Origin of the sequence: Phyllobacterium chamaecytisi, assembly GCF_020164455.1 — a bacterium.
GTDB lineage: Bacteria > Pseudomonadota > Alphaproteobacteria > Rhizobiales > Rhizobiaceae > Phyllobacterium > Phyllobacterium chamaecytisi.
Genome location: NZ_JAIQWW010000017.1, coordinates 137,971 through 161,016, shown reverse-complemented (window position 1 = coordinate 161,016; position 23,046 = coordinate 137,971). Strand labels below are relative to the sequence as shown.

The following is a 23,046-nucleotide window of genomic DNA, read 5'->3' as shown; positions in this document are numbered from 1 at the left end:
GCGGGATTACCCCAACAATCGCATAGGAGGCTATCGTGGCCAGCGACACCGGGACGGTCAGGTACACAAAGACTCCGACAGGCTATCTCATGGTATTGCTTCAAGGGGACAACATGTTTGTCCAACTTGAGGCGTTGATGGATAGCGAACAGATCCCCTCGGCGAGCTTCTCGGCCTTCGGTTTCGCAAAGACTGTCACTTTTGGCTTCTTCGATTTCGTCAAGAAACAATACGATCCAGGATCGTTCGAGAACGTCGAGATGGCAAGCATTACCGGAACGCTGGCTTGGAAAGATGGCAAACCTTCAGTTCATGCGCACGGGGTCGCTTGCGATCATAGGTTCGCGTCCGTTGGCGGCCATCTTCTGGCTTTAGAGGTCGGAACTGGATCACTTGAGATCACCATTACCGCGCACTCGCGAAAACTTGAGCGCAAATTGGACGCCAATATTGGCGCGAATGTACTTAGAATCTAAAAGCCGTCATGGATTATGCACCTACGGTGGCTGGGCCTTGTCGTCCCCGACGCACGACAAGGCAATGGTGCCGGACCGACGAGATGCAACTGAGACGGCTCTGCTGTACTGTCTCTACACGGTATTTAGCCCCATATGCTAACAGACATACACTCCGGCCACACAGCGCCGAACTGTGCGCCTTGTAGTCCGCCGTGCAGCACCAGCAACACTCACGGGGGTGAGCGGACGCCCGACCCTTGCTTCTGCTAGTGTGACAAAACTGATGCCAGGAATGGGCAGTTCCGTTCCCCCTTCCAGCAGGAATGACGAGACGATCCCTGTCAGCAGTGCAATCTTGAGTTTCCTTGAAAGGGTCATTTGGTGCCTCCCACAGCAAAATGGTCCGGAATTTCATCGATGTTTACGAGTTTTTTCGGATCGTCGACCTTCTTGGCATTGGTCGGGGCCTTGAAAGAGAAATTGTCCGCAACGACATCAGTCCCGGTCTTCCAGTCACTGATTTGAACGCTGTATTGCGGGCCCCGATCGCCCTTGGGATCGGTGATGACGTACCTGCACGGATAGGGCTCCGCGCCTTGGGCAACCCATATCTGCCAGTCGACATCCTTCGCCCGGAATGCCAGATGATCGCACTCGGTGCCGCCGATCACACCACTTCCGAGATCCTTCACGTCGATGACATCCTGCATCAGCTCGGCGTAGACATCCGGCAGGAGGAGATCAGCACCTGGCACAGGCCTATTATAAGTGTACCGCAGCTCGTCGATCAAATGGTCGATCGTCCCCGGCACTTCGAATTGGGCATAGAGATTGTCATCCTTGCCGAGCAGCGTCAGGGTCTTGCCGTCAAATGTCATCTCGACATTGGCAAACCCGCCGGAGCGGGTTGCTCGAATCTTGTCTGGCCTGCCCACTTCCATCGTGCCCGAGCTTGCCAGCAGAAGTTTCTGGTGCTCCTTGGTGACGACCTCGAGATTGGTGTCATATTTGAAGGAGATGGCCTTTTGCGCCGCAAGATAGTCGGACATCCCCTTGAGGATAGTTTTGGCTTCGGCTTCTCCTGCCGATGCGCCCGTCGGTGTTCCGGACGCAATGATCAGCGCCAGGACCGCCGATGAAAGCGCGGTCGCGGTGAAATGCATGGAATTATGAGCGGTTGTGATCATAGAAGTATGCCTTCCTTGTGTTGTTATTGCAGATCCCTCGGATCGTGCGTTCCCTCGGAGGTAAAGCAAATGCTGCGCTCTACAGCGCGTCTCACTACAAATTTCAATTAAGCGTCGGGCCGACAAAAATCCCCAACATGCCGAATGCCACCAGGCCGCCGATCACTCCCCTGGCGACCGCTTATACGCTATTGCAAGCATGGATGGCGGACACCAATGAAGAAGACTTCCATCAACAAGAGAGGACCGACAATCGCGTAGGAACGCCTGGGGTCTAATCGCCATTGTCTCGGTCATCATCGTCGTCGTCATCGTCGAATCTCGACGGATCGACAACTGGGAGCAGGAAGATTCGCCAGTCCTCGCCCAATTGGCTACCCGTCGCGCGGCTGGCTTGCCAGGTTTCGGCTTCCTTCGGGAGCGCTCCACGTAAATTGATTTCCGCGACACCGTCCCAGAGGCAACGGCCCTGGTTTTGAAACACATGCAGGTCCCGCCGTAACGCCTCATCCGACAGACGCATCCTCGCATCATCTTCATTCGCCGCGTCGAAGGCGACAATTCCCCGTCCCAAAATCTCGGCCACGAACACGCTCATTTTTCGATCCTCCCAAATCCCTGTTGATAGCCTTCAGCTTTCGCCCTCCACCAATTTCAATTTGGCATCAGCAGCCTTCTTGCGTGCAATGGTTTCGCCGGAAGCGGCGGCCATGGCATTTCCCGAATGATCCTCGCCGCCTGCGACCTGCACCGTTGGTGAGGCAAAGCCGATGCCGTTCAACGCAAAGGCTTCGCGGATCATTGCGTAGGCGCGACGCCGGACGGAAGACTGGTGGCCGGGCTTTGTCATCACGGCGAAGCTCAGGTTGATGCCATAGTCGCTAAAGGCCTCCACGCCCTTCATCTTGACTGTCTCGATGATCTGCGGGCCAAGTTCCTCATCCTCGAGCAGCGCCGCACCAACACCCTTCACCAATTTTTTGACCTTGGCGAGGTCGGCGTCGAAGTTGACCGAGATGAGGAACTTGTCGATGACCCAATCCCGGCTCATGTTCTGCACCGCACCCAGCGTACCGAACGGAACGGTGAAAATCGGACCGCGGTGGTGGCGCAGTTTAACCGAGCGGATGCCGAAGGATTCAACGGTGCCCATGTAGGTGCCGCTCTTGATGTATTCTCCGACGCGAAATGCATCATCGGTCATGTAGAAGATGCCGCTGATGATGTCCCTGACCAGCGACTGCGAGCCGAAGCCGATCGCGACGCCGAAAATGCCCGCACCCGCAATCAATGGGCCGATCGCCACACCAAGGCCGGACAGAACCATCAGGACCGCGAGGACGGCGATGAGCACAGCGAGGAAATTGCGCAGGATCGGTAGCAACGTCATCAGCCGTCCGCTGCGGGCCAGCGCAGCTTCATCGCCACCTGCGATGCGGGCGCGTTCAATGCGCTGATTGATGAGGCCCTTGGCCATATGCCAGATGAGATCGGCTGCCAGAAGGATAACAATGCCGCTCAAGACGCCTCGGGTCATACGGCTTGCGGCCTCATCGTTCATCAAACCCATTGCCCGAAGTCGAACAACGGCGGCGAGCCAAGCGACTGCAAGGATGATGATGACGACCCGCGCGCCCCGCTCTATGAGCACTTCAAACACGGGATTTCCAGTCTTTAGGGTATCTCCGGGGCTGCCGAAAAACGATTTAACGATAGTACTGGTCGTTCTCAATATCGGCGGGAGGACGAGGGCGTATATGCCGACCCACAGAGCAAGGCTCATGCCAGCGACCCACAACAACCAGAGCAGGCACATATAGAATGTGAGCAGCCACTCCTTGACCCGATACGCTCGGGAGGCAACGTTCGCTTGGGGGCGGTTCCAGACGGTTTCGAGTGCGACTGCCAGAAGGCCAAGGCCGAGTATATAGAGGATCAGGCTCTTGACGTTGGGGGTAAAATTGAGCGCCGTCATTAAGGCCGCTGCGGTCCAACCTGTGAAGAATATTCCCGCAAAGTAGGCGACACGCCGATACCAGAACGCCGCCGCCGCATCGTCCATGGGGATGAGGCGCACCACGACTGGGCTCTCGCCGCTTACTTGCCCCCGGACTATTCCGAGCAGTATGGCTGTAATCTGCATGATCACGCGCCAAGCGATAAGGGCCACCAGCATGGGAAGGACAAGCATGGCCAGAAGCGGCGGCCAAGTGAAGGCGTGGAAAGCACCGATGCTGGCCAAAGCAAAGACCAGTAAAGGAGCGATGGCCGCGAAAATCGAGCGGCCGATCATATGGTGACGTTTGGGCGCCCCCTCCATCGTGGCGGGCGCAGCCATTCGTCTGCCCGCGCGGACGAAAATACGTCGGACGACAAATTCGGCACCGAAGCCAAGCGCGGCAAACGCAACGAAGAGGAACAGGATCGATGCCGGACGCCGATCATTGATTTCGATCATGATCGTGGAGCGTGCCCCCGAAAACTCAGCGGGTGCTGCCGGAATGGCTTGTACGATGCCGCGCAAGTGCGCACGAACGGCGCTCGACCAGACCATGAAGTCGCTCGCTCTGGGTACAACAGGTACCTCAGCAGCGGGCGGCGGCGCACCTTTTGTGGTGATCCACGCTTTGATTTCCGGATCATCCAGGAGCTTGATGAGTTCCTCAACCTTTGCGGGAGGGGGCGGTGCTGCCGCGGTCTGCGCTGGCGAAGGCGACACCCACAATAAAGCGAGGCTCAACGCCAGCAGGACGCTTACCTTGGCGGTCAAGTCTCGGATTGCAGCTATGTGCATTCAAATCCCCTGACATTCTTTATACTATACGCTCAAGAAGACGGCCCGTCTCAAAAACAAATGGTGCGCTGGCGCATTTCCTGCATGCTCTGGCCCGGAGTCATTGAACCTGGCCGCGTTACCAACGACCTTTGCTCGCTCCCCGGATCTCATCCCGACTTTTGCTCCGGACACGACTCAATAACAGTAAAACCTCCAGGTTCATCGCGAAGGAAAGTCGAGCAAGCATCACACAGTTCGTGTATCGTTAGGCCATCACCATGCGAGGGGAATGGAGATGACCGAAGCTGCAAAGCGATATGCCAGGCATATCCGCGTTTTGTGCCTGCAACTTCTCGTTGGGGTAGTGTTGGTGGGCATTGAACCAATTGCCAGCCAGGCCCAGTCTTTCGAGCACGCGACAAAAGACAAGATCTTGGCAGCTTTGCCAAAGTTGGAAGAGGCGGCGCAACAAGTCATCGCCAATGGCGGGGTTCCGGGTATTTCTATTGCCGTCGTCTATCAGGATGAGGTGGTCTACTTGAAAGGCTTCGGCGTCAGGGAAGAAGGCAAGAGTGATCTGGTCGACGCCGATACGGTGTTTCAACTTGCCTCGTTCTCCAAGCCGATGGCCTCGACTGTCGTGGCGGCGATTGTGAGCGAAGGGGTGGCGAGTTGGGATTCGCGGATTGCCGACATCGATCCATCGTTCCAGCTTTACGACGCCTATCCGACCACACAAGTGACCGTGCGCGATCTCTTCTCTCACCGCAGCGGCCTCCCCGGAGGGGCCGGAAACGAACTCGAAGAGATCGGCTATGACCGCGAAGCGATTCTTCAACGGCTCCGCCAGGTCAAGCCGGAGAGCAGCTTTCGATCCGGCTACTCCTACAGCAATTTCGGCCTTACCGCGGGCGCGGTCGCTGTGGCCAAGGCGGCAGGCATGAGCTGGGAGGATGCGGCAGAGGCGAAGCTGTACAAACCGCTTGGAATGTCATCAACCAGCTCGCGCTACGCCGATTTCCTGACGCGAACAAACCGCGCTACCCTCCACGCCCAGCTCGACGGCAAATGGAGTGCGCTTGCCAAGCGCGATCCCGACGCGCAGTCACCCGCAGGCGGCGTCAGCTCCAATGCGCGGGACCTCGCTCAATGGCTCCGGCTTGAGCTCGGCAACGGCAATTATGACGGCAAGCCGCTCATCGACGCAGAAGCGATCAGCCAAACCCATCTGCCGCTGATGGCGCGCGGCAAAAACCCGGTGACCGGCGGATGGTCGTTCTACGGACTTGGCTGGAATGTGGAGTATGGCCGGTACGGCGAAGTTTGGGGCCATGCCGGCGCGTTCAGCACCGGCGCACGGACGCTGGTCAGTTTGCTCCCCGCCGAGGAACTCGGCATCGTCGTCCTTAGCAACGCCTTCCCGACGGGTGTTCCCGAGGGGCTTGCCGACACGTTCTTCGAGCTCGTGATGACCGGAAAGACGACGCAGGACTGGGTTATCGAATGGAACAACATCTACGGGCAGCTCTTTGGGCCGGCGATCGAGGCCGCGATCAAGCGTTACGGGACACCGCCCGCCTCCCCGCTGCCAGCGCTGCCGCTGTCTGCCTATGCCGGCACCTACTTCAATCCTTATATTGGCAAGGCAGTAGTAGCCGAAAAAGATGGCACGCTCGAAATCCGCCTTGGGCCAAAAGGCAAGGCGGTTTTCCCGCTCAGCCATTTTGATCGAGACCTCTACACCTACCGGCCATCCGCGGAGATGCCGACCATGCCCGTTGCGGTCACGTTCGAAATTGGGTCAGATCAAAAGGCGGCCCAGGTCAAGATCGACGATCTGAACGAACTTGGACTTGGCGTGTTGACTCGCATCGAGACTGACCGCCCCGCATCGCCTTAGCTTCGCTCCCGCAGCCAAGAGCCATCTTGGAAGCGCCTCGAACGTAGCTTGAATGGAGGTTATATCTCGGCCACATTCACGCGCTCGGCAAGCGCCGAAACCAGAGACATAGAAACAGGAATCGCAGGCTCAAGCGTTCACTTATTCACAGCAATGACTGCGAAGCAACGCGCTGATTCCAACGACCATGCTCATTGCTCGCCGCAATGGTCATCCAACTTGAAACTGTAGTTCCGGGTGCAGCGTTTGTTCTATCAATCTTGCGCGAGTTTCTCTCCCGGTTCAAGGAACCTCCCGCGAACCGATTTCCCCTCGACCTCTATCGTAATCTGATCTCCCGGGGAAATCGGAGCCGGTGCAACCTTCGCCGCAGCGCATACTGCTTTTGTAATTCTTTGAAATCCGTCCCGGCCCGTTGAAATGGCAGGTATCAAGCTCGCGAGACTAGACGAGTCCGGGGCCCATCCACACTCGTCATATACCGAGTTTCTGAGGGAGCTGGTCGCTAAATTGCTGTCGACACTAGGAGTAGTCGTACACGCAGATAAAAAGACGAAAGCGGTGGCAATCAAGACGTAGCAAGCTAATCTCATTTCAGCATTCCCCGATGGATATCGTTCAGGTGACTTCGCCAATTATCATCTTTTCAGTCTAGTTGCGACCGCGAAGACATTGCAGGGGAACGATGTCCAGCGTTGAGAAAGCAGCTCCTATGACGCCGCCGCTACGGCTGCCCTGCCCTTGCGTTTTAAATACGTATGACTAGAATCCTATTTGGCAGGGAACGTGCTGGGTCAAAGCCCTTGCCAAGTGCGGCTATTGGCCCGGCCTCTCCTGGAGAATAACGTGAGCGGTGGGGTGATCGACGAGCAGCCGGCAGCCGAGGACAAGCCCCAGCGCCGCCTGCGGTGGTCACTCATTGTTGTCATCCTCATCGCGCTGCTGCCTGCCACCGTGTACGCGAAGCTCACCCGCAACATCAGTCACATCGAAGTCACCCGCGAGGATTTGGGCGACGTCCGCCCGGCAAAGGCACCGACCGATGCGCTGAACATCCTCGTCGTCGGGTCGGACCAGCGAGACGACAGGTACGCAGGGGAGCGTGCGGACATCATCATGCTCGTGCACCTGTCCCCCACACGGAGCGAGGCGGCCGTGATCAGCTTCCCGCGCGACTCGCTGGTCCAGCTTCCAGCCTGCCGCTCCGGGGAAAGGCGGCCGGGTCAGCAGCGCCGTCTCGGCATGATAAACTCCTCGTTCAGCTTCGGCGGTATCGGCTGTACCTGGAAGACCATGGAAGCGCTCACCGGCATCCACATCGACCACTTCGTCACGGTTGATTTCACAGGCTTCAAAGGGATGGTGGATGCGATTGGCGGGGTGGACCTCTGCATCCCCGAGCCGATCCGCGACAACTACGTACAGCTCGACCTGCCCGCCGGGTGGCAGACGCTGCAGGGCGAACAGGCGCTGGGATACGTCCGTACCCGTCACAGTATTGGCGACAGGTCCGACATCGGCCGCATCCAGCGCCAGCAGGATTTCGTCGTCGCCATGGCGAAGAAGACGCTGAGCAGCTGGACTCTGATCAACCCGGTCAGGCTGCTTGGCTTCCTCAACACGGCTACCAAGTCCATTACCACCGACCCTGCCCTCACACTCGGCGTGATGTTAGACCTCGGACTCATTACCCGCAGGCTGTCGTCCGATAATATCCACTTCGTCATCACGCCGTGGCGCTACTCGACCAGCTACCCCGGCCGGATAGAGTGGCTCCAGGGACCGGCCAAGAAACTGTTCCGGTCGATCGCCGCCGACAAGCCCTTCACCGCGATCAAGGTCAGGGATACCCAGTCCATCCTGCCACCCACGAAGGATACCGTTCCTTACTTCCCAGAAGCGGCGGCCGCGACCGCTCCCTGCACACGTCCAGCCGGCTAGGCCAGCTATGATGCAGCGCTGACGTCCGCGTGATGCTATCGAGGGAGCCAAAACAGGTTCGCGCCGCTAATAGCCGACGCACGGCCCATTTGCGGTAAATCGTGTGTTTGCAGCTACCCTGCCGCTTCTAATTGATTGCCTAGTTTAAACAGCCGCTCATCACTGCCAACGATTGCCCGTAATTGATGATAGCGCGCCTTTGATCCGGCAGGCGTTCGCCGGTACATTCGGAACAGATTTTCGTCCGGAGTTTTGCCAAGGAAAAGCTCGTACGCCTCAGCAAGGAATTGCCTATAGTCTGGCATGTCGTAAAGATACTGCCAGTCCTCAACCTTCTTCGCCCACGTCGATATTAGCCAGCCATCTTGGAATTGAAACCCGTCATGTGCCAGGCCGGCGGCGGCGAGATAGACCCGCAACGTTTCCTCGGTGAACCCGTTGAGATGGAAATCTCCAGAGTGGACCTGATTGCCGAAGAGACAAACACGCCAATTATGAATGTACTCGAAGGTTCCTTCTTTGCGCATGAGGTCGATGATGCCGTATATCCACGATGTTTGAACAAATAGCTTGCCACCAGGCTTCAGAAGCCATGCCCAATCGAACAGCGCATTCATCATAAAGGCGTGTGGGATGTGTTCTAAAACGTCTTTTGCTGTGACCTCATCAAAGTGTCCGCGCGGCAGAAAATAAAGATCATGATCCCGAACTAGGACATCAGGTTTGCAAGCCGGATCACTGTCGAGATTCAGATATCCCGGCCTTTTATCGTAGCCGCAACCTATGTTGATTCTGGTTGGGATGTTTCCGGTCAAGGGCCGTCTGCTAGGCTTCAACCGCCTTTTGATCCGCTGCAAAAACATTCTGGCGTGCACAAGTTTATCCATTCATTCCCCCAAGTGTCTGATTTGGTTATCAACCGAGGAATCGAGGCGCGTCAACAGGTTTACGGGGCATTCCTGAATGAGCGTCATTTTACTCACCGCTGCAGCAACTACTTAAGAATGAATCAACTGCGACCTACGGTAGTCGGGAGGTTGAATATAATCCTCAACGGGATATTATCTTCGTTGGAGGGGGACCCAATGATACGTCAAGCAAGAAACTACCTAGCCCGATGGCTTTCAGGTCAGCAACCTGTAAAAATAAGCGGAAAATCTGCCACCGAAACAGCCGACCAATGCCTCAGACTTCATCAATCAGGCATTATTCCACAATACGAGGATATTTTGGCAGATGGCTATTGCCGTTTTCTGAAAGATGGTGACGTCGCTATTGATATCGGCGTCAACCATGGGGTGCATTTTGATAGATTGAAAGAATGCGTGGGTCCCAACGGTTACGTTGTGGGTTTTGAACCGGTCCCCGATTTTGTCGCTATTGTTCACTCACGTCATGGCAAGGTCATCGATCTGCGCCTAAAGGCATTGTCATCTGAACCCGGATGGGGTGAATTTCTGCATATGACGAAATCAATCGGAGAGTCGGGTTTTAAGGAGCGAACGACGAGCGAAGATCGCGGCGCAAAAGTTATAAAGGTTGAAATCAGCACCCTCGATATCGAGTTCACGGGTATCCCAAAGATCGACTTCATCAAAATTGACACCGAAGGGCACGAGATTTCGGCTCTGAAGGGAGGACATGAGGTTATTGCGCGCACCCGCCCTATCATAAGTGTTGAGTATGGCAGTCCTACCTACAGCCTGTACGGACTGACTGCCGAAAGCCTCTATGATTGGGCCGACGAGAATGGTTATGGGATATCCGATTTATTCGGCAATCTTGTAAAGTCGCGCAAGGAGTGGGTGTACGTCTGTGATCGTTCCTATTGGGACTTTTTTCTCGTTCCAAGAGAAAAGGCCGAAATTTGGCCTTCCGTCTTTGCTTGAGATGAGAAACCACACTACGTGTCGACACTACGGCCTCTGAGGAGCCACGGAGAAATGTTTTTCCGCGAGATGAACACAGGCCATATGGTGGCTCAAGCGAAGCAACGGTGTCGTACGAACCTCATCCCACGGAGCAAGTACGACATCGATCTCCTCCGAGGCGTCTAGCTTGGGCCGGCCGGTGAGTTTGGCATCAAGTGCGAGGAAGTAGTGGATCATATTGTCCTGATTGGTCCAATTGGCATAGAGTGAACCGAGCGCGATAACGTGCTGGCTCCTCGCATAACCCGTTTCCTCCAAAAGCTCGCGCTTGGCCGTGTTCATTGGTGTGATATCTGTTTTGTCGACAACGCCACTGGGTAGACCCGTGACCACTAAACCGGCCCCGTGCCTATATTCCTTTGTCAGGACAACATCGCCTTGTGACGTGATGGGTAAAACGCAGACCCAATCCGGGTACTCCAGCACGTAGTACGGTTCGATAACGACTCCGTCGCTGCGGCGACAGCTATCGGATCTGACCTTGATCCAGCGATCTTCCAGTTCAACCCGGCTCGACATAACTTTCCAAGGTTCAATCATTGCGCTTCATCTTCTGTGATTATGCCGCGGCTTGAACACGACGGGCGGTTTTTGCAATGTCGACAATGGTCGCTGCAACTAAAGGAGGCCTTCCGCGAATCTGACCATATTCCAGTAGGACAAATCCCGACCTGAACCTTTTTGCTTCATCTCGACCAAGATATCCTCAAAGTGATCGTCGGTTCGGACTTCATGGAGATGCTCTTCGATCTCATTCAGGCTGAACTGCAGCCGGTAATACAAATCTCGCTTCATCAAAGGACAACCCATAAAGCGTTGATAAAGAAATGCGCCCGTATGTATTTGAGAACGGGTCGCTATGCGCCGGCACATTTCCTTCACGAACGCCGGCTTCGACAATTTTTGCAGTTCAGCCTCTTTCGCGCGCACCAACCGCGGAAGATAGCCGCTCAGCTTTTGCAATTGATCCCGCGAAAGTGCGTCCAAATGAGGCCGCAACTGATCTGGCGTATAGAATATTTCGACGCTTTCGGCTATCGGGGCGATGGCGGCGGTCAAACCCTTTTCGCCTTTGTTGATTGTCCAAAGCCGGGAATTAACCGGCAGGTAGTTTTGCCAGAAATTCTGAAATTCTTCACTGAAGAAAATCCGATGATTTACACTGATACAGAAAGACTGAATGTGGTACGTATATTCGTGATTTTCGAACGGGGCAGCAATATCAGCTGTCGAATTTGCCAGCCTGTTGAATAAGTCTGGCAAACCTTCTTTAAAGTAATAGACGCTATCATTTAAATAGCAGACGCGACGCGGCCTTAGCCTGTCCCGAATGAAGAGCGTGGCGTCTCGGTAACCGCCAATATCAAAACCGTTGTTATTCCTGATCAGGATGTGTGCGCAATGCTTCTTGAGCTCAGATAACCGTTCATCGTTCAACGGATGGTTGACCACCGCAATGACGTTAATACCCAAGGCGTTGAAGGCCGACAAAGCGTTTGTAACGTACCAGGGAAACGCTTTCGGCTGCCATATCAAGTAAACTGCGTAGACATCCCCCTGCTCCGCTTGCGCCCCAACGTGATGATCGATCTTGGGCGGTCTTGATAGGCATCGACGCTCTGACCAAGCTTTTAGAACCCTTAAGTCGTGATATAGAAAGCGGACAAGCCGGCGCAACGGAATCATAGCAATTCGTCTGATGACTTTAAGGATCACAAGAACTCCAGCGCAGACATGTTGTCTGGTGGACTTAACGGCTTCCCGAGGATAGTCAAGTGGACCACTTCTCCTGACTTCGATGCCGAGCCGAAGTAGCCAACACCAGGCACTACAAAGGGGATTGACGACCGCGTGCGACACTCTAATAGCTAACACATGAATCGACTTATATTCCTTGCGGCCATAAACATCGCCTTGAAAATCCCGGAATCATGCGTCTTGTGATGATCGAGGTACAAAGCGGGGATTATCTCGGCGAGGATGACATCATCCGGTTTGAGGATGTATACCGGGCGGCAATAGATTTCAGCGACAGGACAGAACGCTCTGGTCCAGCCCACGGACAGGCCGGGCGCAGACATGAAATTATCGACGGAGAGATTAGTTGGCCAAGAAAGCATTGGTAACAGGCATAACGGGACAAGACGGTGCATATCTTGCGCAGCTTCTGTTGGACAAGGGCTATGAGGTTCATGGTCTGGCACGGCGTTCCAGTACCTCGGAAGTGAACCTGACCCGGCTCGAATGGCTGGGGATCGAGAACGATGTCCATATCGTCGACGGCGATTTGCTCGACCTTTCCGGGCTGCTTCGCACGATGAAGGAGGTCAAGCCCGACGAGGTCTATAATCTTGCCGCACAATCATTCGTCAAATCGTCCTGGCAGCAGCCTTTCCTGACCGGTCAGGTTACGGCGCTCGGCGTCACCAACATGCTTGAGGCGGTGCGGCTTGAAAAACCCGATGCTCGGTTCTACCAGGCTTCCTCCTCGGAGATGTACGGGCTTATTCAGGAACCGATGCAGTCCGAAACCACGCCGTTTTATCCACGCTCGCCCTATGCGGTTGCCAAGCTCTATGGTCACTGGCTGACGGTCAATTATCGGGAAAGCTTCGGGCTTCATGCCTCGAGCGGTATTCTGTTCAATCATGAATCGCCGCTGCGCGGCATCGAGTTCGTCACGCGCAAGGTCACCGATGCCGTCGCACGCATCAAGCTTGGCCTTGCCAAGGAACTGCGCCTTGGCAATATCGATGCCAAGCGGGACTGGGGTCATTCCAAGGACTATGTTCGTGCCATGTGGATGATGGTGCAGGAAGACGTTGCCGACGATTATGTCATTGCAACGGGCCGCACCACCACTGTCCGCCACATGTGCGAGATCGCCTTTAGCCATGCGGGTCTGAACATCGACGACCACCTCATCATCGACCCTGCCCTGTTCCGCCCGGCGGAAGTCGATGTCCTTTTGGGCAATCCCAAGAAGGCCAAGGACAAATTCGGCTGGGAACCGAAGATATCGCTCGAAGACATGATCGTTGAAATGGTCGAAGCCGATTTGAAGCGATTGACCAAATGAATGCAGCAAGCTCGAAAAGAGTGGAACAATGAAATCAGACACGTCCTTTGAACATCGTATCCTCATAACCGGTGCCAACGGATTCGTCGGATCTTGGCTTCAGCGGGAACTGAAGTCTCGCGAGCACGAATTGGATATTACCATATTTCCCTTCGGCCACGGGACGACCTCGCTCCCCACTTTGGATGTGCGGAAATATGATCAGCTCGTCAAACTTGTCGACGATTGTCAACCAACCGCAATCATTCATTTAGCGGCTGTAGCGGCACCAACCGAGGCGCACAAAGCGCCACGACTAGCCTGGGACATCAATGTCACCGGCACCATGAACATGGCTTACGCAACAATGGAGGCAGCGCCGGATGCGCGATTCATCTTTGTAAGCAGCTCGGAAACGTACGGAGAGTCGTTCAACGATTCCATGGGTAAGCCGATCGACGAGAACGCCGTTCTCAAGCCCATGAACGCATATGGGGCTAGCAAGGCAGCGGCCGATGTACTGATCGGGCAGCTTGCCCACGAGGGTCTGAACACCATTCGTTTTCGGCCGTTCAATCACACTGGACCGGGCCAAACTGACGCTTATGTTGTTGCAGCATTTGCAAAGCAATTGGCGGAGATTTCTGCCGGCCTCAGGTCACCCATTATTAATGTAGGCAACCTGACGGCGTATAGAGATTTTCTAGATGTGCGTGATGTGGTTCGGGCTTATGCTGACGTAGCCCTTTTTGATTTTCCGGGCAGTCACGGACAAGTATTCAATCTTGCGTCAGGGAAGACACGACGAATACAAGACATTCTTGATCTGTTGATTAATATATCCGGCCAGAAAATCGACGTCCAGTTTGATCCAAAGCGACTGCGCGCCAGTGCAGTTGAAAGCGCATCCGGTGATGCGGCCGCAGCGCTCCACACACTCAACTGGCGACCTACAATCCCATTTGAACAAACCTTGACCGAGGTATTTGAGTATTGGAAAGAGAATGCGGCGAGCCGTCACGCAATCCGAGCCTCCCCTGCTCGTTGAAGTTCAGTTCATTGGCGTGAACGAGTGATCTCGCGGATACGGCTTTCAACTGCCGCTCCTACCGATACTTTGCTGTATTTTTCGTCTACCAGGATCTTCCCAGCTGCGGCCTTGCGTTCACGGAGCTCTCGATCACCGAATACGAGCTTGAATGCCTCAACGGCGGACTCCATTCGGGGCTCGGCCCAAAATTGATTTTCAGACCATATATATTCATGAGGCTCGACCGGTCTCATGTCATAGGCAATCGGAAAGCCAGTTGCCTCAGAGAGGAAGTCTTTGCTGCCGGAAAAGTCGGTGCCTACTACCACGTTTCCAAATGTCATCGCTTCGACCATGCCAAGCCCAAAGCCCTCGGCACGATGGAGGGACACATAGCAGTCACAAGCGCGGATCAAACCGAGCACTTCTCGTCTCGACATCGTCGTGTCTATCACCCTGATCCTTGGATCGACTTCGACAGCAAGACGGATTTTCTCCTTGATATCAGGGTGATGCGTTTCGGCGCCCGTCGATTTAATTATCAATCCGACGTTGTCATCCCGATCGGGAAATGCCTTTTGAAATGCTTCAAGGACGCCCAGTGGATTTTTGCGGTGCGGGGACGAAAAGTAGTCGAATGAAAACAGGAAATAGAAGCGCTTCTCGTCCATTCCCAATGACTCACGATCAGGGTAATCGGCGTCTTTGACAACGACGCAGGGAGGAATGATGGTGATTGGGCCAGAGAAAATACCTTTGAACGCATCGTGAACAAATTGATTGGGTACCCACATTTCGTTGATCTGGCTCAACAGAGGCGCCCATTCTTTAGGAGCTTGCGGAAGTTCCCAATAGGTTCGCAATATGCGGTAGCTGCCAGTGGTCAACCGCGGATCTATGTATGCAAATACCGTCGCCAGTTGATCGACAGTGACTTCGGTCACGCTAATGTCGTAGCGATGGTCGCGATCGTATCGTTCCGGCATAAACTCGCCAGTGATGCGGGATTCGACTCCCACGCGATAAGGGTAGATACCAAAATCCATCCGCCGTTGAGCCACAGCTGACACTAACCCACGCAACGATTCCGCCAGACCTAACCCGGCTTCCACATATCCAATGAACAAGACACCTTTTCGCTTTGGAAAGGGTTTCAATGGTCGAAGTACATATTTCTTGAATGCTTGTAATATTTTCTGTCTGATTTTGGCTAATCGTGGTCGTAGGCGGGAGAACGTCGAATCCCAGCTGGGACGAACCGCATCGCGAAAACCCGGGAAGGCGGCGATCCTGGCACTCCAGTTTCTAACCGCCGAGACGCTGTCTCTGTCGCCGCCTTCGTTCATATGGGAACCCGGCCCCCTGCCCTTAAACCTATCGCGTCCGACAAACGCAACGTCCGTTAGGTGATCAACGGAGTTACCGTCTATGTCAAGTCTGGTGAGGTAGGGGTAGCAGGGCTGATCTGCTTCAACCGGATCTGGCTCCCCAAGCATGGGACTGATTGCGAGCGATGTCCGTCTAACTATGAAATGCGAAATAGGCGCTTTGCAAGAGCACTCGCAACCGAAGTGAACCACACAGAAGGCTGAGCTTTGAAAGCCATCGGTTGCCTTTGTACAAACGTCCGGATTAACGATCGCTTACGATATGCTTCAAATAAATAACCGGGCCTTCCAACGGTGCCATATCATAATTGATTTGATCCGGTTGGCTGACATTTTCGCGCTTCGCCGCCCTGACCGCGCGGTAGCTTTTTTTCCGCTCGATTTTCAAGGATTGGTTGGGTTCAACTTCAATCGTGTCTGTCATAAATGACTCCTATGATTGGCGATATAGGAGACCACAACGCAACCATCGAGTCCATTATCACCCGCCCCATCATATCGGCTGATACTCCTCGCCTTTTGGACAATCCTTGGGATCGCCGGCGCCGAAATGGCAGCAGAATGGGCCATGCAATCGCGAGAAAAGAACGAGCGAGCGCGCTCTTTTCCAGGCTTTTAGGTCTCAGTGGTTGTCAAGGGCTTTCAAAACGAATAGACGGGCGACATCGAAAATTGTGGTCACAGGCGAACCTCTTATGGAGTTTCAACCATTAATAATCAGAGGTCTCGCTATATGCCAATCAGAAGTAAGATTCCCCGCATGCAGCACCGACTTAAATTTATTGTCCAAATGACGGGTGCCGGAAAGATGACCCCAAAATTCTTTCCAGTTTAGTTTGCTACCCCAAACGGCCATCTTGTGATTGTAAGCGCGCCTCCGACAATGCCGAGCCGGAGTAACTGGAAACGCGCGGAAGTATCCCGGAGTAGACTACATGAAGATCATTCCAACCATAATGAGTGGTGGCGCAGGGGCACGGTTGTGGCCAGTGTCGCGCGAGGCCCATCCGAAGCCTTTCATTAAGCTAGGCGATGGCAAGAGCCTGCTTCAGCATGCCTTCCTGCGGGCGGCTTTGCTACCGGACGTAGAGCAGATCCTCACCATTACGAATCGCGAACTCTTTTTCAAGACTGAGGACGAGTACCGGGAAATTAACGATTCAGACATTGCATGCACCTACCTGCTCGAGCCGATGGGGCGCGACACCGCAGCTGCCACCGCCATCGCCGCGCTGCATGTTCAGCAGGCCTACGGCGACGATGCGATTATCATCCTTTTCCCCGCCGACCACATGATCAGAGATCTCGACGCTTTTCGTGCCGCCGCCGTAAGGGCAATTGACCTCGCATCGAGTGGGCGTCTTGTGACGTTCGGGATCAATCCTGAGTTTCCCGAGACTGGCTACGGTTATATCGAAGCAGATGGACAAAATGTCGTCCGCTTTGTCGAAAAACCCGACCTCGCGCGGGCAAAGGAATATGTCGCATCGGGACAATTCTACTGGAATTCAGGCATGTTCTGCTTTTCAGCCGGAACCATGATCGGATTGATGCAGCAACATTGCCCCGACATCCTCGATCAATGCCGCAAGAGTCTGCTCGCAGCGCACCAATCCAGCGCAGCAAGTGGAACACAGGTGGCCCTCGATCGCGATCTGTTCGCGCAGGTTCCCAAAAATTCCATCGACTATGCGGTTCTCGAAAAAGCCGAAAATGTCGCCATGGTTGGCTGCGATATCGGCTGGACGGACATCGGTTCCTGGAACGCAATTTCCGAACTGATCGAGCCGGACGAGTCCGGAAACCGGATCAATGGCGACACCGTTCTCATTGCGACCGAAAATTGCTTTATCCAGAGCAGCGGCGACAGGCTAGTCGGCACCGTCGGGGTCCAAGATCTGGTGATCGTCGATTCCGCAGATGCTGTTTTGGTTGCACATAAGGATCATACACAAAACGTGAAGCAACTGTTTGCCCAGTTAAAGGCGAACGGCCATGAGGCGCATAGTCTGCATCGAACGGTTCATCGCCCGTGGGGCACCTATACAACCCTTGAAGAGGGTCAGCGGTTCAAGATCAAGCGCATTGAAGTCAAACCCGGTGCTAGCCTGAGCCTTCAGATGCATCATCACAGATCGGAGCATTGGGTGGTTGTCAGCGGAACAGCGAAAGTCGTCAACGGCGACCAAGAGCTGATCCTTGCCACGAATGAATCGACTTATATTCCTTGCGGCCATAAACATCGCCTTGAAAATCCCGGAATCATGCGTCTTGTGATGATCGAGGTACAAAGCGGGGATTATCTCGGCGAGGATGACATCATCCGGTTTGAAGATGTATACGGACGGCAATAATCCTGGAATAGACAATATATTTGATTCACTGGCGGCGGACGAAACAATTCGCTGACGTGATTGCAACGACGGAGAGATTAGTTGGCCAAGAAAGCATTGGTAACAGGCATAACGGGACAAGACGGTGCATATCTTGCGCAGCTTCTGTTGGACAAGGGCTATGAGGTTCATGGTCTGGCACGGCGTTCCAGTACCTCGGAAGTGAACCTGACCCGGCTCGAATGGCTGGGGATCGAGAACGATGTTCACATCGTCGACGGCGATTTGCTCGACCTTTCCGGGCTGCTTCGCACGATGAAGGAGGTCAAGCCCGACGAGGTCTATAATCTTGCCGCACAATCATTCGTCAAATCGTCCTGGCAGCAGCCTTTCCTGACCGGTCAGGTTACGGCGCTCGGCGTCACCAACATGCTTGAGGCCGTGCGACTGGAAAAACCCGATGCCCGGTTCTACCAGGCTTCTTCCTCGGAGATGTATGGGCTCATCCAGGAGCCGATGCAGTCCGAAACCACGCCGTTTTATCCACGCTCGCCCTATGCGGTTGCCAAGCTCTATGGTCACTGGCTGACGGTCAATTATCGGGAAAGCTTCGGGCTTCATGCCTCGAGCGGTATTCTGTTCAATCATGAATCGCCGCTGCGCGGCATCGAGTTTGTCACGCGCAAGGTCACCGATGCCGTCGCACGCATCAAGCTTGGCCTTGCCAAGGAACTGCGCCTTGGCAACATCGACGCCAAGCGGGACTGGGGTCATTCCAAGGACTATGTTCGTGCCATGTGGATGATGGTGCAGGAAGACGTTGCCGACGATTATGTCATTGCAACGGGCCGCACCACCACTGTTCGCCACATGTGCGAGATCGCCTTTAGCCATGCGGGCCTGAACATCGACGATCACCTCATCATCGACCCTGCCCTGTTTCGCCCGGCGGAAGTCGATGTCCTTTTGGGCAATCCCAAGAAGGCCAAGGACAAATTCGGCTGGGAACCGAAGATATCGCTCGAAGACATGATCGTTGAAATGGTCGAAGCCGATTTGAAGCGATTGACCAAATGAATGAACGTCGTGCATGCGTGCAATTGGCCGCGGCCAACTACAGCGCCGTAGGAGGCAATTGATATGCTGCAAAGCGTATGGCGCTATCGCCATTTTATCCTGGCCTCAATTCGTGGGGATCTTCGTGGCCGTTTTGCCAGATCGCGCTTGGGTGCGTTCTGGTTCATTCTGCATCCGCTCGCGCAGTCACTCATATTTTCCATCGTCCTTGCAGAAGTAATGCGGGCGCGCATGCCCAATATCGACAACCAGGCGGCCTATCCAATTTACCTCCTGTCAGGAATGGCGGCGTGGGGGCTCTTCAGCGAAATTTTGAACCGCAGTCTGAATATTTTCATCGAACAGGGTTCTGCGATGAAAAAGATCTCGTTTCCCCGGTTGTGCCTGCCGGTTATTGTTTTGGGAAGCGCGTTGATCAATCACGTTCTTCTGCTGGCGGCCATTCTGGTCATCTTCATGTTTTTTGGACATTTTCCGGGTCTCGCCTGGTTTTACCTGATCCCGGGTATGGCGATTATTTCGATACTTGCTTTCGGCATTGGTGTCTTCCTGGGCGTTCTCAATGTGTTTGCGCGCGACATCGCGCAGTTCATGAGTGTTTTCATGCAGTTGTGGTTCTGGTTTACGCCGATTGTCTATCTGAAATCGGTTATCCCCCCGAAGTTCCTTCCATTTATCGAACTCAATCCGATGACTCCGCTGGTGGGTCTCTATCAGGACGCGCTGCTTCTCAATCAAGGGCCATCATGGGTAGGTCTGTGGCCTGCCGTTTTCTTTGGCGCGATAGCCGTAGCCTTATCGTTCGTCGTTTTCCGGCGTGCCAGCCCTGATCTTGTGGATGCTCTTTGATGTCTGTTGTCCTTAACGTTTCCAATGTTACCAAGTGCTATGCAACCTACAGGAGCAACCTCCAGCGCTTTGCAAACTGGTTCGGCGCATCTATCGCACCCACAAGCGAATTCCTGGCGAGCAAGAACATTTCATTTCAGGTGATGCAGGGTGAAGCTGTCGCGCTGATTGGCCAGAATGGTGCAGGCAAAAGCACGATACTTAAAATGGTTACCGGTACGGTGCGCCCTACTGAAGGTACGATCAGTGTAAATGGACGTATCAGTGCAATACTGGAGTTGGGTCTCGGATTTAATGCCGAGTTTACCGGGCGACAAAATATTTATCAGGCCGGAGGCCTTATGGGGTTCTCACAGCAGGAACTCACGGAAATGATGCCTGCTATTGAAGATTTTGCCGAGATCGGTGAATTTTTCGATCAACCGATTCGTGTCTACTCAAGCGGAATGATGGCACGCTTGGCATTTGCGCTTGCCACGGCAAAGCGCCCCGACGTCCTTATCGTCGATGAGGTACTTTCGGTTGGCGACAGTTACTTCCAGCACAAAAGTTTCGATCGTATCCGGCAGTTCAAGGCGCAGGGCTCGTCTATTCTCCTCGTGACCCACGGTCTGGGCGACGTGCGTGCTTTGTGTGACCGAGTTATCCTCTTGGACAAAGGTACCGTCCTGAAGGATGGTGATCCCGATGAAGTTGTCGACTTCTACAATGCGATGATCGCCGACCGGGAGAACGCCAAACTTTCCGTTGAACAAAAGCGCAATGACAAGGGTTGGCTGCACACACGCTCAGGTACGTTTCAGGCGTTTGCCGCTAGTGTCCAACTCTTGGATGCCAAGGCATTGACGCCGGTTAGCACTGCAGTCGTGGGTCAGAAACTGATTCTGCGCGTCGATGTCGAAGTGAAGGAGCAGCTGCCAAAGCTTGTCCTCGGGCTGATGCTGCGAGATCGTACCGGGCATATCATTTGGGGGACGAACACTTGGCATACACGCCAAATCCTTGAGAAACCAGCCGTTGGCCAAAAATTGCATTTTGATATTGCGTTTAGCTGCGATCTTGGTCCGGGCTCTTATGGTTTTTCGACGGCAGTCACGGGATCAGACACGCATCTCGACGCCAACTATGAATGGCAGGACAACGTCGTGGTTTTTGACGTCGTCAATACAACTCGGCCGATCTTTGTGGGCTCATCGGCTCTTAATGCGCAGATCGAAATAGTGAGAGGTTGATCCGATGGATTTGCTTGGCCGTACCCTCATGACCATCAATTGCACCGATGCAGAAACTATCCGCAAAGTTTCTGACGCAGGCACGATAATTGAAACCTCAGGTGGTCCGGTTCAGATCATGCACAATGGTCTCAAGGTCGTCGCTGGCGGTTATTACGGCGATTGGATGGCACACGTCATACGAGCTCTACGGGGACATCACGAGCCACAAGAGGAGCTCATTTTTGACAGCATTGTGCGGTTCTCGCGCCACAACTCATTAGTCGTCGAACTTGGAGCTTTCTGGGCTTATTATAGCCTTTGGTATTTGAAAGACGTTCCTGGCTCCCGGGCAATTTGCGTCGAACCCGATTCCCTTAATCTTCAGGTCGGGCAGAAAAATGCGTCGTTAAACAGTCTGCAGAACCGCGTGGATTTTCACAACGCCTGGATCGGTGGCACCTACGCTGATCAACTTACATTTCGTGCTGAGAGCAAGAAGCAAGATGTTACCTTGCCGTGTTTTGATATGGACCACCTGGTTACGCTTTGCAATGATGACGTAATCGAAGTTTTGCACTTGGATGTGCAAGGTGCAGAACTTGCCTTTCTGGAGTCGATGCACTCCGCCGTTTCAAGAAATCTAGTTCGTTTTCTCGTTGTCTCAACGCATCACAGTTCAATTTCGGGTTCGAAGACAACTCACAAAGATTGTGTGGCTGCAGTGACCCGCTTGGGCGGCACAATTTTTGTGGAGCACGATGTTCAAGAATCATTTAGCGGCGATGGTCTCATCGTTGCGAGTTTCTTCGAACAGGATGCTCGTTTGAAATTTCCTGAAATTAGTCGCAATACGGCACGTAATTCATTGTTCCCGGAGCTTTGATGTTCATTTCATACGCACAAAATTTCGAGGATGTGATCCTTTGGCGTGCCCTCAAACATTTAGAGAACGGCTTCTACATCGATATAGGCGCACAGGATCCGGTCATCGATTCCGTCAGCCGCGGATTCTATGAGAAAGGTTGGCGCGGGCTGCATGTGGAGCCAACGGCGACCTATGCCGGGAAATTACGCGCCAACCGCCCTGACGAAGAAGTTGTGCAATCAGCGATAGGAAATGGAGAGGGAGAAATCGCCTTTTTCGAGATTCCTGAAACCGGATTGAGTACCGGGGATTTGGCAGTAGCAGAATTGCACAGGGCGAATGGCGTCAAAATTGTAGAAACCACGGTGCCATTGATGGCGCTCAACAAACTGTTCGAACATGTCGGCCCGCGTGAAATTCATTGGCTCAAAATCGACGTGGAAGGAATGGAGCAATCCGTTCTGGAAAGTTGGCTGCCGTCCAGCGCAAAGCCTTGGATTGTAGTGATGGAGAGTACCAAGCCCAATTCGCAGATACCTTCGCATGAATGTTGGGAGCCGATACTGCTCGGTATAGGTTATGAGTTCGCTCATTTCGACGGGCTAAGCCGCTATTATGTCTCATCAGAACGTCTCGATCTAAAGAAGGCCTTTGGTGTGGGGCCGAATATTTTCGACGATTTTGCGATTTCTGGAACAGCTCAAACGAGTGTCGCCACAGTTGTTAACAAACGCGCAGAAGAGCTAGAAAAACTTCTTGCCACGCAAAACATCGAGATATCCGATCTGAAACAGCAACAGAACAAACAGGTTATCGAGATATTTGACTTGATGAATGTTGTTTCGAAAAGCGAACTCAAGAACAGTGAACTTGAAGAACTAGTGTCAGTAAAAGCCCATGAGCTGGAGGCTATTTACAAGAGCTGGTCTTGGAAAGTGACATATCCATATCGTAGATTCATGCGATTATTTCGCCTATAGCAGCAGTGATTCGGTTGCAAGGTGTCTCTCAGCTGCAACCAGCTATATTGAACATGGGA

General features: G+C 53.8%; 21 protein-coding genes and 1 pseudogene. 13 read left to right on the top strand and 9 right to left on the bottom strand.

The annotated features are described in order from the left end of the window. Positions 1–35: 35 nt before the first annotated feature. Positions 36–476: a PPC domain-containing DNA-binding protein gene (locus tag LB462_RS23215; protein ID WP_224512902.1), complete on the top strand. Its 441-nt coding sequence runs from the start codon at positions 36–38 to the stop codon at positions 474–476. Between the two features lie 138 nt (positions 477–614). Here the strand turns inward: LB462_RS23215 and LB462_RS23210 are convergent, their stop codons facing one another. The 4 genes from LB462_RS23210 to LB462_RS23195 all read right to left on the bottom strand — a co-directional run bounded on the left by LB462_RS23210 (position 615) and on the right by LB462_RS23195 (position 4,439). Further along, positions 615–836 (bottom strand): hypothetical protein, encoded by a 222-nt coding sequence (locus LB462_RS23210; protein WP_224512900.1) that lies wholly within the window; start codon positions 834–836, stop codon positions 615–617. Then, entirely contained in the window at positions 833–1,645 is an 813-nt protein-coding gene (locus LB462_RS23205) for a DUF2092 domain-containing protein (RefSeq protein ID WP_224512898.1), read from the bottom strand. Before LB462_RS23205 ends, LB462_RS23210 begins: the two co-directional genes overlap by 4 nt. A 274-nt stretch (positions 1,646–1,919) precedes the next feature. Then, positions 1,920–2,243 carry a hypothetical protein gene (locus LB462_RS23200; RefSeq protein WP_224512895.1) on the bottom strand — a complete coding sequence of 108 codons (324 nt, stop codon included), beginning with the start codon at positions 2,241–2,243 and terminating at the stop codon, positions 1,920–1,922. A gap of 33 nt (positions 2,244–2,276) precedes the next feature. Beyond that, on the bottom strand, positions 2,277–4,439 hold the full coding sequence (locus LB462_RS23195; protein WP_224512893.1) for a mechanosensitive ion channel family protein: 2,163 nt from the start codon (positions 4,437–4,439) through the stop codon (positions 2,277–2,279). Positions 4,440–4,716: 277 nt separating this feature from the next. Here LB462_RS23195 and LB462_RS23190 point away from each other — a divergent pair, with 277 nt between their 5' ends. Both LB462_RS23190 and LB462_RS23185 read left to right on the top strand, forming a co-directional pair. After that, positions 4,717–6,321 carry a serine hydrolase gene (locus LB462_RS23190; RefSeq protein WP_224512891.1) on the top strand — a complete coding sequence of 535 codons (1,605 nt, stop codon included), beginning with the start codon at positions 4,717–4,719 and terminating at the stop codon, positions 6,319–6,321. Positions 6,322–7,167: 846 nt separating this feature from the next. After that, positions 7,168–8,262 (top strand): LCP family protein, encoded by a 1,095-nt coding sequence (locus LB462_RS23185; protein WP_224512889.1) that lies wholly within the window; start codon positions 7,168–7,170, stop codon positions 8,260–8,262. Positions 8,263–8,375: 113 nt separating this feature from the next. Here the strand turns inward: LB462_RS23185 and LB462_RS23180 are convergent, their stop codons facing one another. Then, positions 8,376–9,149 carry a class I SAM-dependent methyltransferase gene (locus tag LB462_RS23180; RefSeq protein ID WP_224512887.1) on the bottom strand — a complete coding sequence of 258 codons (774 nt, stop codon included), beginning with the start codon at positions 9,147–9,149 and terminating at the stop codon, positions 8,376–8,378. A 198-nt stretch (positions 9,150–9,347) separates the two neighbouring features. Between LB462_RS23180 and LB462_RS23175 the strand changes: the two genes are divergently transcribed. Beyond that, on the top strand, positions 9,348–10,151 hold the full coding sequence (locus LB462_RS23175; RefSeq protein WP_224512885.1) for an FkbM family methyltransferase: 804 nt from the start codon (positions 9,348–9,350) through the stop codon (positions 10,149–10,151). 27 nt (positions 10,152–10,178) lie between these two features. On the opposite strand, the gene LB462_RS23170 is transcribed toward LB462_RS23175, so the two are convergent. After that, positions 10,179–10,733: an NUDIX hydrolase gene (locus LB462_RS23170; protein ID WP_224512883.1), complete on the bottom strand. Its 555-nt coding sequence runs from the start codon at positions 10,731–10,733 to the stop codon at positions 10,179–10,181. Between the two features lie 78 nt (positions 10,734–10,811). Further along, positions 10,812–11,909: a rhamnan synthesis F family protein gene (locus tag LB462_RS23165; RefSeq protein ID WP_224512881.1), complete on the bottom strand. Its 1,098-nt coding sequence runs from the start codon at positions 11,907–11,909 to the stop codon at positions 10,812–10,814. A gap of 155 nt (positions 11,910–12,064) precedes the next feature. Between LB462_RS23165 and LB462_RS23160 the strand changes: the two are divergent. The 3 genes and pseudogenes from LB462_RS23160 to LB462_RS23150 all read left to right on the top strand — a co-directional run. Beyond that, positions 12,065–12,202: pseudogene (locus tag LB462_RS23160) on the top strand (hypothetical protein); the annotation flags it as partial. A gap of 95 nt (positions 12,203–12,297) precedes the next feature. Next, a complete protein-coding gene (gmd, locus tag LB462_RS23155) occupies positions 12,298–13,272 on the top strand; it encodes a GDP-mannose 4,6-dehydratase (protein ID WP_224512870.1) in 975 nt (324 codons plus the stop codon). Positions 13,273–13,300: 28 nt separating this feature from the next. Further along, a complete protein-coding gene (locus tag LB462_RS23150) occupies positions 13,301–14,299 on the top strand; it encodes a GDP-mannose 4,6-dehydratase (protein ID WP_224512879.1) in 999 nt (332 codons plus the stop codon). Between the two features lie 8 nt (positions 14,300–14,307). Here the strand turns inward: LB462_RS23150 and LB462_RS23145 are convergent, their stop codons facing one another. Continuing rightward, complete coding sequence (locus LB462_RS23145; protein ID WP_224512877.1) at positions 14,308–15,627, bottom strand: glycosyltransferase; 1,320 nt, start codon at positions 15,625–15,627, stop codon at positions 14,308–14,310. A 286-nt stretch (positions 15,628–15,913) separates the two neighbouring features. After that, positions 15,914–16,093 (bottom strand): hypothetical protein, encoded by a 180-nt coding sequence (locus LB462_RS23140; RefSeq protein WP_224512875.1) that lies wholly within the window; start codon positions 16,091–16,093, stop codon positions 15,914–15,916. 511 nt (positions 16,094–16,604) lie between these two features. Here LB462_RS23140 and LB462_RS23135 point away from each other — a divergent pair. The 6 genes from LB462_RS23135 to LB462_RS23110 all read left to right on the top strand — a co-directional run bounded on the left by LB462_RS23135 (position 16,605) and on the right by LB462_RS23110 (position 22,987). After that, complete coding sequence (locus LB462_RS23135; RefSeq protein ID WP_224512872.1) at positions 16,605–18,023, top strand: mannose-1-phosphate guanylyltransferase/mannose-6-phosphate isomerase; 1,419 nt, start codon at positions 16,605–16,607, stop codon at positions 18,021–18,023. A gap of 81 nt (positions 18,024–18,104) precedes the next feature. Further along, the gene (gene gmd, locus LB462_RS23130) at positions 18,105–19,079 is read left to right on the top strand and encodes a GDP-mannose 4,6-dehydratase (RefSeq protein ID WP_224512870.1); all 975 of its coding nucleotides are present in this window, start codon (positions 18,105–18,107) and stop codon (positions 19,077–19,079) included. Between the two features lie 63 nt (positions 19,080–19,142). Then, positions 19,143–19,928, top strand: a complete 786-nt coding sequence (locus LB462_RS23125; RefSeq protein ID WP_224512868.1) for an ABC transporter permease — start codon at positions 19,143–19,145, stop codon at positions 19,926–19,928. After that, positions 19,928–21,160: an ABC transporter ATP-binding protein gene (locus LB462_RS23120; protein WP_224512867.1), complete on the top strand. Its 1,233-nt coding sequence runs from the start codon at positions 19,928–19,930 to the stop codon at positions 21,158–21,160. Before LB462_RS23125 ends, LB462_RS23120 begins: the two co-directional genes overlap by 1 nt. 4 nt (positions 21,161–21,164) lie before the next feature. Beyond that, positions 21,165–22,025, top strand: a complete 861-nt coding sequence (locus tag LB462_RS23115; RefSeq protein ID WP_224512864.1) for an FkbM family methyltransferase — start codon at positions 21,165–21,167, stop codon at positions 22,023–22,025. Further along, a complete protein-coding gene (locus LB462_RS23110) occupies positions 22,025–22,987 on the top strand; it encodes an FkbM family methyltransferase (RefSeq protein WP_224512862.1) in 963 nt (320 codons plus the stop codon). The genes LB462_RS23115 and LB462_RS23110 overlap by 1 nt, the downstream gene beginning before the upstream one ends. The last annotated feature ends 59 nt before the right edge of the window (positions 22,988–23,046 follow it).